Source organism: Bacteroides sp. RCH18 (assembly GCF_058231005.1).
The window spans coordinates 745,648-761,585 of the sequence record NZ_JBIPTC010000002.1 but is presented as its reverse complement, the minus strand read 5'-3'; the positions used below and the strand labels follow the sequence as shown (position 1 = coordinate 761,585).

The 15,938-nt window shown below is 40.8% G+C and carries 11 protein-coding genes and 1 tRNA gene; 6 read left to right on the top strand and 6 right to left on the bottom strand.

Annotated features, from left to right (window positions below):
- Nucleotides 1-13: 13 nt before the first annotated feature.
- Both ACHLI0_RS18360 and ACHLI0_RS18355 read right to left on the bottom strand, forming a co-directional pair.
- Entirely contained in the window at nucleotides 14-3,397 is a 3,384-nt protein-coding gene (locus tag ACHLI0_RS18360; RefSeq protein ID WP_413555013.1) for a SusC/RagA family TonB-linked outer membrane protein, read from the bottom strand.
- A gap of 224 nt (nucleotides 3,398-3,621) precedes the next feature.
- Nucleotides 3,622-5,040 carry an ATP-dependent DNA helicase gene (locus ACHLI0_RS18355; RefSeq protein ID WP_490749783.1) on the bottom strand — a complete coding sequence of 473 codons (1,419 nt, stop codon included), beginning with the start codon at nucleotides 5,038-5,040 and terminating at the stop codon, nucleotides 3,622-3,624.
- Between the two features lie 95 nt (nucleotides 5,041-5,135).
- Between ACHLI0_RS18355 and ACHLI0_RS18350 the strand changes: the two genes are divergently transcribed.
- Genes ACHLI0_RS18350 through ACHLI0_RS18340 form a run of 3 tightly spaced genes read left to right on the top strand, consistent with a single transcriptional unit; the run spans nucleotide 5,136 to nucleotide 7,116 of the window.
- Nucleotides 5,136-5,822: a hypothetical protein gene (locus ACHLI0_RS18350; RefSeq protein WP_008760896.1), complete on the top strand. Its 687-nt coding sequence runs from the start codon at nucleotides 5,136-5,138 to the stop codon at nucleotides 5,820-5,822.
- Nucleotides 5,822-6,592, top strand: coding sequence for a DUF3822 family protein (locus tag ACHLI0_RS18345; RefSeq protein ID WP_225679749.1), 771 nt, complete (start codon nucleotides 5,822-5,824; stop codon nucleotides 6,590-6,592). Before ACHLI0_RS18350 ends, ACHLI0_RS18345 begins: the two co-directional genes overlap by 1 nt.
- Entirely contained in the window at nucleotides 6,583-7,116 is a 534-nt protein-coding gene (locus ACHLI0_RS18340) for an RsmD family RNA methyltransferase (RefSeq protein WP_055216478.1), read from the top strand. The genes ACHLI0_RS18345 and ACHLI0_RS18340 overlap by 10 nt, the downstream gene beginning before the upstream one ends.
- Nucleotides 7,117-7,150: 34 nt before the next feature.
- Here the strand turns inward: ACHLI0_RS18340 and cls are convergent, their stop codons facing one another.
- From cls to ACHLI0_RS18325, 3 genes are all read right to left on the bottom strand, one after another.
- Nucleotides 7,151-8,590, bottom strand: a complete 1,440-nt coding sequence (gene cls / locus ACHLI0_RS18335) for a cardiolipin synthase (protein WP_008764220.1) — start codon at nucleotides 8,588-8,590, stop codon at nucleotides 7,151-7,153.
- Nucleotides 8,591-8,733: 143 nt separating this feature from the next.
- Nucleotides 8,734-11,664, bottom strand: a complete 2,931-nt coding sequence (locus tag ACHLI0_RS18330; RefSeq protein WP_490749782.1) for a TonB-dependent receptor — start codon at nucleotides 11,662-11,664, stop codon at nucleotides 8,734-8,736.
- An 80-nt stretch (nucleotides 11,665-11,744) separates the two neighbouring features.
- Nucleotides 11,745-12,149 carry a hypothetical protein gene (locus tag ACHLI0_RS18325; RefSeq protein ID WP_490749781.1) on the bottom strand — a complete coding sequence of 135 codons (405 nt, stop codon included), beginning with the start codon at nucleotides 12,147-12,149 and terminating at the stop codon, nucleotides 11,745-11,747.
- Nucleotides 12,150-12,229: 80 nt separating this feature from the next.
- On the opposite strand from ACHLI0_RS18325, the gene aroB reads away from it, so the two are divergent.
- The gene (gene aroB / locus ACHLI0_RS18320) at nucleotides 12,230-13,291 is read left to right on the top strand and encodes a 3-dehydroquinate synthase (protein ID WP_234118453.1); all 1,062 of its coding nucleotides are present in this window, start codon (nucleotides 12,230-12,232) and stop codon (nucleotides 13,289-13,291) included.
- Between the two features lie 123 nt (nucleotides 13,292-13,414).
- Here aroB and ACHLI0_RS18315 read toward each other — a convergent pair whose 3' ends face one another.
- On the bottom strand, nucleotides 13,415-14,278 hold the full coding sequence (locus ACHLI0_RS18315; protein WP_055217481.1) for a helix-turn-helix domain-containing protein: 864 nt from the start codon (nucleotides 14,276-14,278) through the stop codon (nucleotides 13,415-13,417).
- 295 nt (nucleotides 14,279-14,573) lie between these two features.
- On the opposite strand from ACHLI0_RS18315, the gene ACHLI0_RS18310 reads away from it, so the two are divergent.
- Nucleotides 14,574-14,647, top strand: a tRNA-Pro gene (locus ACHLI0_RS18310).
- 58 nt (nucleotides 14,648-14,705) lie between these two features.
- The gene (locus tag ACHLI0_RS18305; protein WP_490749780.1) at nucleotides 14,706-15,926 is read left to right on the top strand and encodes an S-adenosylmethionine:tRNA ribosyltransferase-isomerase; all 1,221 of its coding nucleotides are present in this window, start codon (nucleotides 14,706-14,708) and stop codon (nucleotides 15,924-15,926) included.
- The last annotated feature ends 12 nt before the right edge of the window (nucleotides 15,927-15,938 follow it).

The following is a 15,938-nucleotide window of genomic DNA, read 5'->3' as shown; positions in this document are numbered from 1 at the left end:
TATCTTGATTTATTTAGAATTTAAAGCTCAGATTAAAGCCAATATTACGCAATGAAGGCATCATAAAGTAGTCAATTCCCTGATAGAAGTTATCAGTAGATGCCACGCTTTCAGGATCGAAAGGAGCCTTGTTGTAGATCATCCAAAGATTACGTCCGATCAATGAAACTTTGATATCACACACATTGCCCAGCCATTTTCTCGGAATAGTATAACCGATAGAAGCTTCCTGCAAACGAATATTAGTAGCGGAATAAATGTAATACTGAGGAACAGCCGTACCACCAGCTACTACTGAATACCAGCCTTCCGGATTTACACGGTCGTTTCCATTTACCGATACATAACCTTTGTCACGTGCAGCAGCAGATGCTTCAGAAACTCCGAAATTATCGAGAACAGCTTGTGTACGTGAGAATACAACTCCACCTAGACGAGCTGATACAAGGAATGCCACATTAATGTTTTTCCAACTGAAATTGTTACGCCATGCCAAGTTTCCTTTCGGCAATACACTTCCTAATTTGATGTAATTATTAGCTTCCAGACTCTCTGTTACAACACTGTTGTTCTCATCGATATAAACAGCTCCATTGGCATCTCTCTTCAAATCCATCAAGGAGTAAATGTCACCCATGCTTCCACCTTCTTTCAGGATGAAACGGGTACTACCCAGACCACCCATATTCAGAGAAGAAATAGAGAATTTCTCGCGAGTGATAGGATTGATGGCATTATCAGCTAAGGTAAGAATCTTATTCTTGTTCATTGAATAAGTAACTCCTGTATTCCAAGTAAAATCTTTCCATGTATTATTGTAATTCAACGCTAACTCAAGACCTTGATTGCGAACTGCACCTGTCTGAATGTAGATACGAGCATATTCACCTACCGGTAACTCAGGATTGAATGTCTGATTCATTGTTTTGGCGTTATAATAAGTCACATCCAGTTCGAAGTTCTTGAGAAAACGCATATTCATACCTACTTCAAAAGAATTGGTACGTTCCGGTTTCAAGTCATATACCGGGAAGTCAGTCAGGTTACTCCACTGACCGATACTGGTATTCCATGCGAATAAAGGATTAGCTATATATCTTTCGAATGCTGTACCTACAGAAGCAAAAGAACCGCGTATCTTCCAGTAAGACAGATAGTCCTTATTCAATTTAGGCATCAATTCAGATAACACTACAGACATACCAACCGAAGGGTAGAAGAATGATTTATTGACAGAGTTACGGCCTGCCAACTGTGAAGGCCAGTCATTACGACCTGTCAATGTCAGATAATAAGTACTTTGGTAGCCAACTTCGGCAGATGCATAGATAGACTGAGTCTGTTCACGCCATCCTGACTGCATTTTGCTTGTCTTGGTCGTACTCAGGTTTTGAATATAGAAACCGTTTGTCAATCCGGCTTTTTCACCGGCAAACGTTTTTGAATCATCAGCAATAGGTCCGCGTACAGCCATTTCATCATATCGCATATCAGTAAACGATCCACCCATATTAGCTTGTAAAGACCATTTTTCGCCGAATGTTTTGTTCACACTTACCAGGAAGTCTGCATACAACTGCTTTTCGTAGCTTCTGGAAATGCCATAAAGACCACGATCAGACAACTCTGTCAGCTGAGTATTTGTACTGGCATAAGCCTTTTCCGTATAATCATTGTTAGAATTATCCAGGCGGACACGTCCGGAAACATTTAACCAGTCAAGAATCTGATAATTCAGACTTGCACCTAACATATAGCGGTCTTTCTTATTTTCACGCAAGTTACGGTAGTTCACCCAATAAGGATTCTGCATAGTCATATTACCATCACCTGTCGGCCAGTACTGAGTATAGATCTTACGTGCAACGTCATAGCGTTCGTACATTTTAATATCTTCCCAGTCATTACCACGAGGGAACAGATAAGCTCCTACCAACGGATTGTTGTAAGTACCCTGATTCACCATATTGCGGTCTTTCTGCAAAATGTAGCTGGCATTTACATCCAATGTCATCTTATCATCAAGAAATGAAGTAGTATTGCGTACGTTGAAATTATAACGGTCATATTTGTTGTTAGGAACGATACCTTTTGAATTAACCGCTGCAGCGGAAGCATAAGTCTGGTTCTTTTCCGAACCGGTAGAGAATGATACGCTTTCTGTACCTATAACACCAGTCTGAAAATAATCATCACGAGGATTATATCCAAAATATCTGGCTTCTGTCAGTTTAGGGCCCCAGCTACGACTGGAGTTATCATCTTTCACGCCACCAATACCTGTACCATAACGTGTCTGGAAACGGGGCATTACCAAAGGAGCGTTAAACTCAACATTACTGTTTACAGTGATATTCACACGACCTTCTTTTCCTTTTTTAGTAGTAATGATAATCGCACCATTGGCAGCATCGGAACCGTAAAGCGCAGCTGCTGCCGCACCAGTCAACACAGACATTGATTCAATATCTTCCGGGTTAATGTCGGCAATCGGCTCAGTATTTCCTTTAGAAGAAAACTCTGTCCCATTCACTTTATTCGCATTGGAGTACATCGGAACCCCATCTACTACATATAATGCATTGGAAGACTGCATGATAGATTTTGTACCACGCATCACTACCTTGGACACACCGCCCACTCCGGACGAAGAAGCATTGATATTAACACCTGCCACTTTACCACTCAATGAATTAATAAAGTTAGGGTCTTTATTAGCAGTCACCGCATCAGCGTTTACCTGCTGTACATTGTAAGACAGCGCTTTCTCTGAGCGTTTAATACCCAAAGCCGTAACTACGACTTCATCCAAGACTTGAGCATCCTCCTTTAAAGTGATATTAATAGCAGTCTTTCCTGCTACAGCCCTCTCCAAAGTTTGATATCCAACATACGAAAATTGCAAAACTGCATTTGAACCTGTAACAACTAATGTATAATTACCATCAAAATCAGTAATAGTACCATTAGTTGTTCCTTTTTCCAATACAGAAACGCCAATCAAAGGTTCGTTATTAGCATCTACCACCTTACCTGTTACTTTCTGTTGTTGTTGAGTCGACTTTGTCGCAGGAGATGCACTTGCTTTCGACAAATAAACGACGTTGTCATCAATTTTGTAAACGACATCTTTCCCCTTCAAAGCCTTGTCCAGTACTTCTACCAAAGAAACATCTTTAACATTCAATGACTCTACGCGCATTGAAGCCAAATTGTCATCATAAAAAAATTGATACTTAGATTGAGACTGGATTTGCTTAATCACAGTTCCTAAAGAAGAATTGGAGATCCTAATTGTTAACTGTGCTATTGCAGATTGTGCCGGAAGGGCGAATAGCATCAAGATCAACAATGCCCGAAAAATCTTCGAGCCTCTACACGAGTCATTGATTCTCATACACTTGAATTTAAGATTAAACATTAGTTTTTATATAAATATTAGAATCGATATTTCATTTATTATTTTCGATTCGCATTTATATAACAACCCATACCTTGAAAAACACTTAGAGGTTTTTGAAAAAAAATAAATATAATCTCATATTTATTTTTCCACAACGAGTACCTCTCCATTCATTCTGACTGGGAATCAATTATTTAGGAAGAAAAAAAAGAAATCTTTTATAAAATTTGTTCTTTGGGATAATTCACCAGATACAATGTTTTCGTGGCGCGAGTAAATGCCGTATACAACCAGCGAAAATAATCCGGAGTCAAATATTCATCCGTCATGTATCCCTGATCAAGAAAAACATTCTGCCATTGTCCGCCTTGTGCTTTATGACAAGTTACCGCATAAGCATATTTCACCTGCAACGCATTGTAGTGTGGATCTGCTTTCATTTTTTTCATACGGTCCCGCTTGTTAGATATATCTGCGTAATCTTCAAGTATGGTATAAAATAATCTGTCATTATCTACTTTCGGCAATGCAGGAGAATCAGAGTGAAGGGTATCCAGCAGCAGATTGGCATCCAGTTCAAAATCATTCTGGTCAGGAAACCTGAGAGTCACTTCCGCAAAGCGAAAACCATACATCTCCCGCGTCTTACGGACACGACGCACGACTGCAATCTCTCCATTGGCAATGAAGTCCATTTCCTTATATTGCTCTGTCCAATAATAATTATTTTTGGCTATCATCAACATATCTCCCGTATTCAGTTCATCTTCCCGCCAAAGGATCTGTGCACGTATTCCGTTATTATATAGGTTCGCGCGTTTATTAGAACGACAGATTACAATCGTCTCATCCATGCCGTCATGATCATAACAACTGGTGATGGCATCAATCAATTCCGTACCCGGTACCATCTTTATATCCGGAAAACCTGTTATCTTTATTTTAGGTAAAGAATAGCAATTATCTTCCGCTATCAGCTGACGCAATTGTGTCGCGTTCCACAAAATACCGGATTCCTGTATCTGACGAACCACTAGCGTCAAGTCAACTTCCCGCACTTCCAAGGTATATCCTTTCAATGCATCTGCAAAAAGTGCCGGACTCAACTCCTCACCTACCGGAGGAAGCTGCGCAGTATCTCCCATCAACAAAAGACGGCACCCCTGACCGGAATAAACAAACTGTATCAAGTCGTCCAACAATCTTCCCGTCCCAAACATACTGCCCGATAATCCTTCATTGGAAATCATTGAAGCTTCGTCGACTATAAACAAAGTATTCGTAGCAAGATTGTCATTTATTGAAAAATTACTGGTTTCATTAGAAAACGACTGCTGCCGGTATATTTTCTTATGAATTGTAAAAGCCGGGTGACCGGCATATGATGAAAAAACTTTTGCAGCACGACCGGTAGGAGCCAGTAACACAGCCTTTTGCTGTAACTGATCCATCGTCTTTACCAATGCCCCTACCAAAGATGTTTTACCAGTACCGGCATAGCCTCTGAGGATAAATACTTCATCCGCCAGTGTGGAAAGCAGAAACTCTGAAAGAGATTTTACAGCTATTTCCTGCTCAAAAGTTGGTTGATAAGGAAAATTTTCCTTAATTTGCCTTTCTAAATAGTTATTTATCATTTTTGTACGAGAAAAAAGTTCCCGGAACTATCGTATTTAAATTTATTTATTCTATTTTTGCGATGCGAATATAACAACTAAAAACATAATTTATCATGAAAACAGTATTTAATATTGTATTAGTACTCTGTGCTGCTGCATTAATTTACATTTGCTATAGCAGTATTATGGGTCCTATCAATTTTGAAAAAGCGAAAAAGGAAAGAGAGCAGGCTGTCATTGCCCGTTTGATCGACATCCGTAAAGCACAACAGGAATACCGTTCGCTTCATCACGGAATGTACACAGAACATTTTGACACACTGATTGATTTCGTTAAAAATCAAAAATTACCTTTCGTTATGAAAGTTGGTCAGCTGACAGACGACCAATTGGAAAGCGGCTTGACTGAAAAGAAAGCAATGGCAATCATCAACAAAGCTAAAAAAACAGGCAAGTATGATGAAGTTAAGAAAAACGGACTTGAAAACTTTAAGCGTGACACCATGTGGGTAGCTGTAATGGACACCATCTATCCAAAAGGTTTCAATGCAGATTCAATGAAGTACATTCCTTACGGCAACGGCGCTATCTTTGAAATGAATGTTAAAAACGACACAGCTAAATCAGGTGCTCCTGTATACTTGTTTGAAGTGAAAGCTCCATATGAAACTTACTTGGGCGGACTTGACAGACAAGAAATTATCAATTTGAAAGACCTTAATGAAAAACTGGGCAGATACTCAGGTTTGATGGTAGGTTCTATTGACAATCCTAACAATGGTGCTGGTAACTGGGAATAATGATTGATTTTACAAAATCAAAACAATATACTTTATCCATCCGTCTTAGTACGGATGGATTTTCTTTTTCTATCTACAATCCGATTAACGACAATTCGCAGTCGCTGTTCGAAAAAGAGGTAGACACCTCTCTGTCTCTGACAGCCAATCTTAAAAACGTTTTCCACGAATCGGACTTTTTAAGCTACTCCTACAAACGAGTGAACATCATGATAGCGAGCAAACGCTTTACCATGATACCATTGGAACTGTTTGAAGAAGAGCAGGCAGAGCTTTTATTCTATCACAATCATCAGAAACGGGAGAATGAAATAGTGATATACAATATTCTAAAAAAGAATAATGTAGTCGTAATCTTCGGCATAGACAAAAGCACCTATACATTCTTAAATGAACAATATCCCGAAGCCCGCTTCTACTCTCAGTCTACCCCGCTCATCGAGTATTTTTCTATCAAAAGCAGACTGGGGAATAGTAAGAAAATGTATGCTTCAGTACGCAAAGATGCCATTGACATCTACTGTTTCGAACGGGGCCAGCTACTTTTGGCCAACTCTTTCGAGTGCATGCAAACCGAAGATCGTATCTATTATCTATTATATGTCTGGAAGCAACTAGAATTTAATCAGGAACGGGATGAACTACATCTGACAGGCACTCTGTCGGACAAAGAAACATTGATGAACGAACTGAAAAAATTCATTCTACAGGTATTCATTATGAATCCTGCCAACAATATTGACATGCAAGCCTTATTAACATGCGAGTAATCAGCGGTATTTATAAACGAAGAAGATTTGATGTACCACGTACATTCAAAGCACGCCCTACAACAGATTTCGCCAAGGAGAATCTGTTCAATGTACTTAATAATTATATTGATTTCGAAGAAGGAGTAACTGCACTTGACTTATTTGCAGGCACGGGCAGTATCAGTATCGAACTAGTATCCCGAGGCTGCGACCGTGTGATCAGTATCGAGAAAGATCCTGCTCATCACTCGTTTATCTGCAAAATAATGAAAGAAGTACAAACTGACAAATGTCTGCCTATCCGTGGCGATGTATTTAAGTTTATCAACAGCGGACGAGAGCAGTTTGATTTTATCTTTGCCGATCCTCCTTACGCTTTAAAGGAGCTGGAATCGATACCGGAACTAATATTCAAAAATAATCTGCTCAAAGAAGGAGGTTTGTTTGTATTGGAGCATGGTAAGCAAAATAATTTTGAGGATCACCCACATTTCATAGAAAGAAGAGTCTATGGAAGTGTGAATTTCTCGCTTTTCAGATAAGATAACAGTATATCAGATAAAGGAAGCATCCTTTTTAAAGCAGCGGAGCCAACAAACGAACGACAGACTCTGCTGCCCTCCTCCTCCACGAACGTTTCACCCAGTTTTTCAGAAAGATCTGTGTACTTTCCCGCTGATCCTGAAGGAATATCTCCTTCATTTCAAGAGCCGTTTCCACATCATACATAAAGGCATTTACTTCAAAATTATGCTCAAAACTACGAAAGTCAACATTGGTAGACCCTACTGTAGAGAGCATATCATCAGAAACCATCAGTTTAGAGTGCAGAAACCCTTTCTTATAAAAATAGACTTTGACACCTGCCTGCATCACATCTGCCAGGTAAGAATGCGATCCCAAATGAGTGATTCGGTTGTCGGCACGTTCCGGCAACATTAAACGCACATCTACTCCCGCCAGTGCGGCTGTCTGCATAGCGGCAAGTACTTGCTCTGTCGGTAAGAAATAAGGGGTTTGCATATAGAAATACTTCTTCGCTCCATTGATCGCCATAGTCAGTCCCTGCATGATTTCTTTCCAGGGACCGATAGGTTCGCTGGTAACCACCTGCACTAATGAACTTCCACAAGATTCTATCTTTGGGAAATAACGTGAAGCTGTAATCAATGTACGGTCAACGAAATACCAGTCGAGCAAAAAGGCCGTTTGCAGACCATGCACTGCCTTTCCTTCTATCAGAATATGGGTGTCACGCCAAATTCCCCATGAAAAACCACGCATATAACGTTCTGCCAGGTTCATACCTCCCACAAAGCCAATACGTCCGTCTATCACGACTATTTTTCTGTGGTTACGATAATTGACCCTGCTTGTAAACAAAGGGAAGCGTACTTTCAAGAAACTCCTGACTTCAATACCGGCATTGCGCATTTCCTCGAAAAAGCGATTAGGTACATGCCAGCACCCCACATCATCATAAATTACTCTTACTTCAACTCCCTGAGATGCTTTTTCGATTAATACATCCCTTACCAAACGTCCTATAGCATCATCTTCAAAGATGTAGTATTCTATATGAATGTGTTGTTTCGCCTTTTGGAGCTCACGAAGCAATGATTGCAATTTGGTATAGCCTTCCGTATACACAGCAATACGGTTTCCCTCAAATGGGAAAGCTTGATTGGTATGCTGGAAAAGTTGGATAAGGCGGGCATATTCTTCAGGTACATCCGAACAGTCTTGCGCCATATATTCCGCCATAGGTTTCTTTAGGAGGCGGTCATAACTTTTTTGACCGATGATACGTTCCCGACGTTGACTCCGACCAAAGAAGAAATAAAAAACAAGACCGACAATTGGGAGGAAAAGTAATATGAGTATCCATGCCATAGTCTTCACCGGATTCCGGTTATCAAGAATGATAACGACAATCGTACTGATAATGGCTCCAAAATAAACGATATCAAAAGCAACCGTAGCTATCTGGCTAACTAGTATGTTCCAGTCAATCATAGGATACTCCTTTTTTATATGGATACTGAACAACAAATATAAAGCAAATTATCGGATAAACAAAAAAGTCCCGATAGCAAGTCATGTTAGTCATGTTCATTGCCATCGGGACTTTCCCGTTTTTATTCAGAGCTAGTCACGATTTAGAAACGCATAGGTCTGCCACCGCCGCCATAATTGCCACGAGGACCACGAGGACCACCACCGTCAAAACCGCCCTGACGCATATTGCCACGAGCTTCTTTATTACCGAAGACATTCAAACGATAAGTAAAGCGCAGCATACAGTAACTGTTGATACCATTATATTCAGAGACAGAACGCATATCAGCATTCATTACACGACTGATATTAGTTTGTTGTTTTAGAATGTCATATATTTCAAAACTAACTGTAGCGGCTTTACCTTTCAAGAAATTCTGAGCAATCTGTGCATTCCAGATAACCTCATTCCGATTCATACTTGCATCACGATATCCACGGCGTGCATTATTCGTTATATTGGTAGATATTGACATATTCCAAGGCAAAAAGATATTAGTGCTCGCACCATAACCAAAGGTATAAGGCTCCTGATTTGCATCAGGGTTTAGTTTATTTTTCTCAAAGTTATACTTAATCGCCCCATTCACCGTAAATTCAAACCAATCATTCCGGAAAGTTCCATTTAGTCTTTCCTCCAAAGTCAGCGTAGTACTTGTGTTCTTATCATTCATATGCGTACTTCTATCATAAAGATAGGCTACTTTATTAGAGTAAGTACCAGTAGAGAATGTATTAATAGTAAAACGCCTGTCTCTTAGAGCTGTATTATAGCCAAGCATACCTGAAGCATTCCAGTTACCATTAATATTTTCCGGTTTCACAATGACCCCTCCCGTCTCTTCTATATAAGTAGTAGAATTGGTGATACTATTTTGTGTTGAATTAAAATTAGCATGTACTACTATTCCCTGTTGTTTATCCGCGTTATAAGTATTATAAAACAAGCGGACTGAATGAGAGAAAGAAGGTTTCAAACCAGGATTACCCATCCGAATATTCAATGGATTAGAATTATCCGTAATATCCAGCAAGTTTTCCATACTTGGTTGACTAGCACGCCCTCTATACGTGAAGCGTAACTGAGTTACTTTAGAGAATCTGTAACGAAAATCAACATTTGGAGAAAAATTAAAAACTGATCTTTTTACTACTGTATCTATTTCTTCTTTGCGATATGCCAATCTTGTATTCTGCGGTTGCAAAGATGCACCAATATTCAACTGGTATTTTTCACGAATAAAACGCAAACCAGCATTTATCTCATGGTTGTAATAATCATATTTGGCATTTTTACTCAAACTATCAACAAAATTCTCTTTATATCTCTCAGGCAAATTATCTCCCAACTCCCAAAGCCAATCTTGTTCCTTTTCATCTTCAGGAATCAAACTATATGTACTCTTATCACTCTCACTGTGTTTATATTGAAACCTATAACTTAACTGCAAAAAAGTTGCACGAGCAATCGGTTCACTATATGTCAATTGAGCTGTATAATCATAATTCTTCGTCGGACTGGTTATATACTGTTTACGGATATCATTCTTATCTTTATCATAATAATATGTCTGATAATCAGTAAATTGTTCACTATCATTATCACCATAGCCAAATGTTCCACGAAAAGTAATATTACGTCCTTGGTTATTTAACTTCCTGTTTACTTGTAAAGAAGCATTTGCTGACAAACTATTACTTTCAGACAAAGACTGATTATTACTGGTATTTATGCGACCTTGCAGAGGATCTTCATCCGGATGTTCTTCCAGCCATTTCAGATTCAAGTAATCATTAGGATTTGTTGCAAAATTAAATGGATCCTGATTAAAAGTTCCGGATTCGGAAACAGAAGCCCCATTTGATTTACCATAAGAGACATTCGGACGAAAAATGATATTCGTTAATGTATCCGGTTTCCATTCCAATCGGAAATCAGCATTAAAGTTCGTATTCTTATTACGATTTTTGCTGTTCGAATTAGAGAATGAACTTCCTCCTCCACCTTTCAGAAAACGTTCTGAATAGTTCATCGAAGTAGCATCCCTGTCGCTATAATTATAGCGTGCGCTACCTCCCAATTCCAGTTTATCCGTCTGAGTAGCAAAATTCGCACCCAGCATTTTAGTAGCGGTCAGACCATTATTAGTCCGGAAACGACCGCCGCCACCTCCACCGGAGAATCCCTGGTCATTTACATTATTGGCAGAACCAATCAATGAGAACTGGCTATTTTCGACAAACCGATTCAGCATCAGATTGCTAGCATAACGGTCTTCAGTACCGGCAGCAGCACTTGCATTACCAAACCATCCTTGATTCATACCTTTCTTCACCTTCAGATCGAGTACGGTTTCTTCTTCTCCGTCATCTATTCCGGTGATACGTGCCAAATCAGATTTCTTATCATACGTTTTGAGCTTATCGATCATATTGACAGGCAGATTCTTCAATCCGGTTTTCACATCACCACCAAAAAACTCTTTGCCATCCACCATGATTTTCTTGACTTCTTTTCCGTTGATCTTCACGTTTCCGTCGTCATCAATTTCAGCACCCGGAAGTTTTTTCACAAGTTCTTCGAGCATGGAGCCTTCGGGAGTACGATAGGCGGTAGAGTTATATTCCAGTGTGTCTTCCCTCACCGTCACCTGCGGAGCTTCCGCCGTAATCACAGCCTCGCTCAGCATCACTGCATCAGGATCCAGAGAGATCGTCCCCATATTCTTTTCAGTCACATTATTGGATAATTGTACAGGAACGAATTTCGTACGGAAACCGATGTAAGAAACCTTCAATAAATATTTCCCCGCCTTCACTTTAGGAAGCGTAAACCACCCCTTATTACTACTTGCTATACCGGCTGCATAAGCGCTATCCGGCAACGATAACAATTGAATAGTTGCCTGTGCAGCTGGCTCTTTAGAGTCAGATTCGACAACACGCCCCGAAACGGTAATCACCTTATTCTGTGCAAAAATAGAGAAGGTGCATAACAGTGTAAGCACCCACCAAACTGATAATCTTTTCATTTACCTTAATTACGATTAGTAGAGTAATAACAATGTCTTTTTGACAAATAGAATCGTAAAAGGTTTAATTTAATAGAAAATTATCTTTTGAAGAATCGATCAACAAGCGCTTTTTTAAGACCAAACTCCAAACAAAGCACATTAAAGATTAAAAAGGTAAGAAAAGAAGAAGTGTCCACATTGATCACATCTCCTTGCAGAACACGCCACAACATACCACCGAAAACAAACAGAAAAGTCAGAAAGACTGCATTCCGGACTGCCGCATTACGAATCTGTTCCGTCTCGCAGCTTTCATTCTTGCTTAAGGCAAAGATGATCAGCAAGCATCCTGCCATCATCAACAGCTTCGTACATTCCTTGTAAAGCAGCAGGTTATGGTCGGTTATCAACCCTTGCATTAGCAAAATCGGAAGAAGAAACAAAGCTACTAACAACACCACATATCCCAAAGGACGACAAAATACAGGAAACAATGCTTTCATAATTGAACGTTTTAATGAGACAAAAGTAAGTAAAAAAAGATATTTTATATACATTTGCACCAAGAAAAAGCAAAAGAATCATGAGTAAACAAGAAGTCATTCTCTGCGAAAGCTTGGAAACAAGCCTCGGTCGTGCCATTGAAAGGTGTCCGCATGACAAGTTATTCATCCTCACAGACGAACATACCCAGCGTCTTTGTCTGCCTTCATTGAAAGAGGTATCGTTTCTGAAAGACGCAGTCGAAATCTGTATCGGAGCCGAAGATGTGCATAAGACACTGGAGACTCTGGCCTCCGTATGGATGGCACTGAGCCAGCAAGGAGCTACACGTCACTCATTGCTCATCAACCTTGGTGGGGGCATGGTAACAGATTTGGGAGGCTTTGCCGCCGCTACCTTCAAACGGGGGATTTCTTATATCAATATACCCACTACACTGTTGGCTATGGTCGACGCATCCGTCGGCGGTAAGACAGGCATCAACTTCAACGGACTGAAAAACGAGATCGGCTCGTTTGCTCCGGCAGACAGTGTGCTGATTGAAACTGAATTCCTGCGCAGCCTCGATGCACAGAATTTCTTCTCCGGTTACGCTGAAATGTTAAAGCACGGATTAATCAGCAATACCGCACACTGGGTCGAGTTGCTGGATTTCGATACCAATAACATTGATTATGCATATCTCAAAGATATGGTGGGACGATCGGTACAGGTGAAGGAAGACATTGTGGAGCAAGACCCCTTCGAACGTAGCATCCGTAAAGCACTGAATCTGGGACATACGGCAGGACATGCCTTCGAAAGTCTGGCATTGGCAGAGAATCGCCCCGTGCTGCATGGCTATGCCGTAGCATGGGGAATCGTATGCGAGCTTTACCTGTCACACCTCAAAGTCGGCTTTCCGAAAGACAAGATGCGGCAGACCATCCAATTCATCAAAGAGAATTATGGTTCATTCGCATTCGACTGCAAGCAGTACGAACAACTCTACGCATTTATGCAACATGATAAGAAGAATACCTCGGGAACGGTCAATTTCACTTTACTGAAAGAGATCGGAGATATTTGCATCAACCAGACGGCTGATAAAGACACCATTTTTGAGATGCTTGACTTCTATCGCGAATGTATGGGAGTCTGATCTTGAAACTTATTATAATAATGAAGGAGAATGGGATTCCCTAAAAGGTTTCCCATTTCTTCTTTCCCTTTCCCATTCTCCTCTCCCCACATATGCCTTTATTCCCCACAGGCATCTTCAATATTATCCTAAGTTACTCATCCGGTATTGGGACAATGACATTCCGGTATGTTTCCTGAAGAAACGTCCCAAAGACGACTGATTGGCAAAATTTGTTTTCACGGCAATTTCCTGAATATTCATATTTGTATTCTTCAGCAAAGCCTTTATTTCGAGTACGATGTATTCTACAATCCAGTCTTTGGCAGATTTGCCGCTCACTTCCTTGATCACCATCGTCAGATATTTGGAAGTGATACACAACTTATCGGCATAGAAAGCAACATCCTTATTCTCCTTGAAGTGCTTCATTATCAACCCAAAGAATTTGTTGGCCAGTTCCTCTTTACGAGTATCTTTCCGGGTGTTCATCAGAGATGCCTCCTTTTCATAAGCGTTAAATAATTCCAGATACAGGTATCTTAATAAATGGATAATCAGTTCACGCCTGTATATATCGTCAGACGTCACTTTATCCTTCACCATTCCAAAGTAATTCATCAGTCGCCGGGTATCATTTTCTGTCTGAGGATACCAGTAGTGCGTCCTCATATAGAAAAAGAAATGCGGTGAAAAGCGAGGCACACCACTCAGCGCATCGCTGAACATGGTAGGCGATACCACCAGTGTAGTAGTCAGAAAATCATCACTAGCCTCGGTGAACGAAACGAATTGTCCCGGCAACAGAATTATTAATTCCTGCGGCTGTATCCAATGCGAATCATCATATACATTAAGCTTGGCCTTTCCGCTGAAGCAATACACGACCAAAGCAGACTGAATGTTAGAAGGATAAACGCTTAGGGGAAGATACTTCAAATTCTGAAAATACTTAAAATCATCACCTAAGACATAAGCCTCTAACGTTTCTCTATTTTTATTATACACATTTACCCCCTCATTAAATAAAACTAAATACAAAAATATACTATCCAAAACTACTCTCATGTCTCGTATGCCGATATGGTTTCATTTTAAAGAAGTTACGCACTATCTATTCACTTAATTTCATAAACAAAACCCTGTTATGTTAGTTTGCAACCACCTATATTATTTAGAATTATTATAGACTAAAGGACTTTTTATTCCGCAAACGGAAACTTATCCTAAAATCAGCTAATGGAAAAAAACAGCCTATTTATTTGCTATTTAAAAATAAAGCACTACTTTTGCAACCGCAATTCGGGATGTAGCTCAGCCCGGTAGAGTACGCGTCTGGGGGGCGTGTGGTCGCAAGTTCGAATCTTGTCATCCCGACTACCGACAAAGCATTGATAATCGATGGGTTATTGATGCTTTTTTTATTGAAACGAGAATGAAAGAAGACCCGAAACATATTCACATCAGCGAATACAACTATCCACTACCGGATGAACGAATCGCCAAATTTCCTTTAGCAGTACGAGACCAGTCAAAACTGTTGGTATATCGCCACGGTGAAGTAAGCGAAGATGTCTTCACATCCTTGCCGGACTATCTTCCGAAAGGAAGCCTGATGGTATTCAACAACACGAAGGTGATTCAGGCACGCCTCCACTTCCGCAAAGAAACGGGGGCGCTGATTGAGGTATTCTGTCTGGAACCGATTCAGCCCAACGATTATGTATTGAACTTCCAGCAGACGGAACACGCTGCCTGGCTCTGCATGATCGGCAACCTGAAGAAATGGAAAGACGGAGCACTGAAACGGGAGATGACGGTAAAAGGTTTCCCGATCACTCTGACCGCTACCCGTGGAGAATGCAGGGGCACCAGCCACTGGATCGATTTCGCTTGGGATAATCCGGAAGTAACCTTTGCCGATATCCTCGAAGTGTTCGGAGAACTGCCGATTCCCCCTTATCTGAACCGGGATACGGAAGAGAGCGATAAAGAAACTTATCAGACCGTTTATTCCAAAATAAAAGGCTCGGTAGCCGCACCGACAGCCGGACTGCACTTCACTCCTCGCGTACTGGAAGCGTTGCAGGAGAAAGGCATCGATCTGGAAGAACTGACGCTTCATGTAGGCGCGGGAACCTTCAAGCCCGTGAAAAGCGAAGAGATAGAAGGACATGAAATGCACACGGAGTACATCTCCGTCAATCGGGCTACGATCAAAAAACTGATCGATCATGACGGTTGCGCTGTTGCTGTAGGCACCACTTCGGTGCGTACGCTCGAAAGCCTGTATCACATCGGAGTGACATTGGCGGAAAATCCCGATGCTACGGAAGAAGAACTGCACGTCAAGCAATGGCAGCCATACGAAAAGTATGATCAGATTCCGCCTGTAGTCGCACTGCAAAAGATTTTAGGTTACCTCGACAGGAACGGGCTGGAAGCCCTTCACAGCAGTACGCAGATTATCATAGCTCCGGGATATCAGTATAAGATAGTGAAAGCGATGGTGACCAACTTCCACCAGCCGCAAAGTACGCTGTTACTTTTGGTTTCCGCCTTCGTGAAGGGAAACTGGCGTACGATTTATGATTATGCGCTGGCGCATGATTTTCGTTTTCTGAGCTATGGAGATTCTTCTCTACTGATACCGTAAACCAAAAAGTAA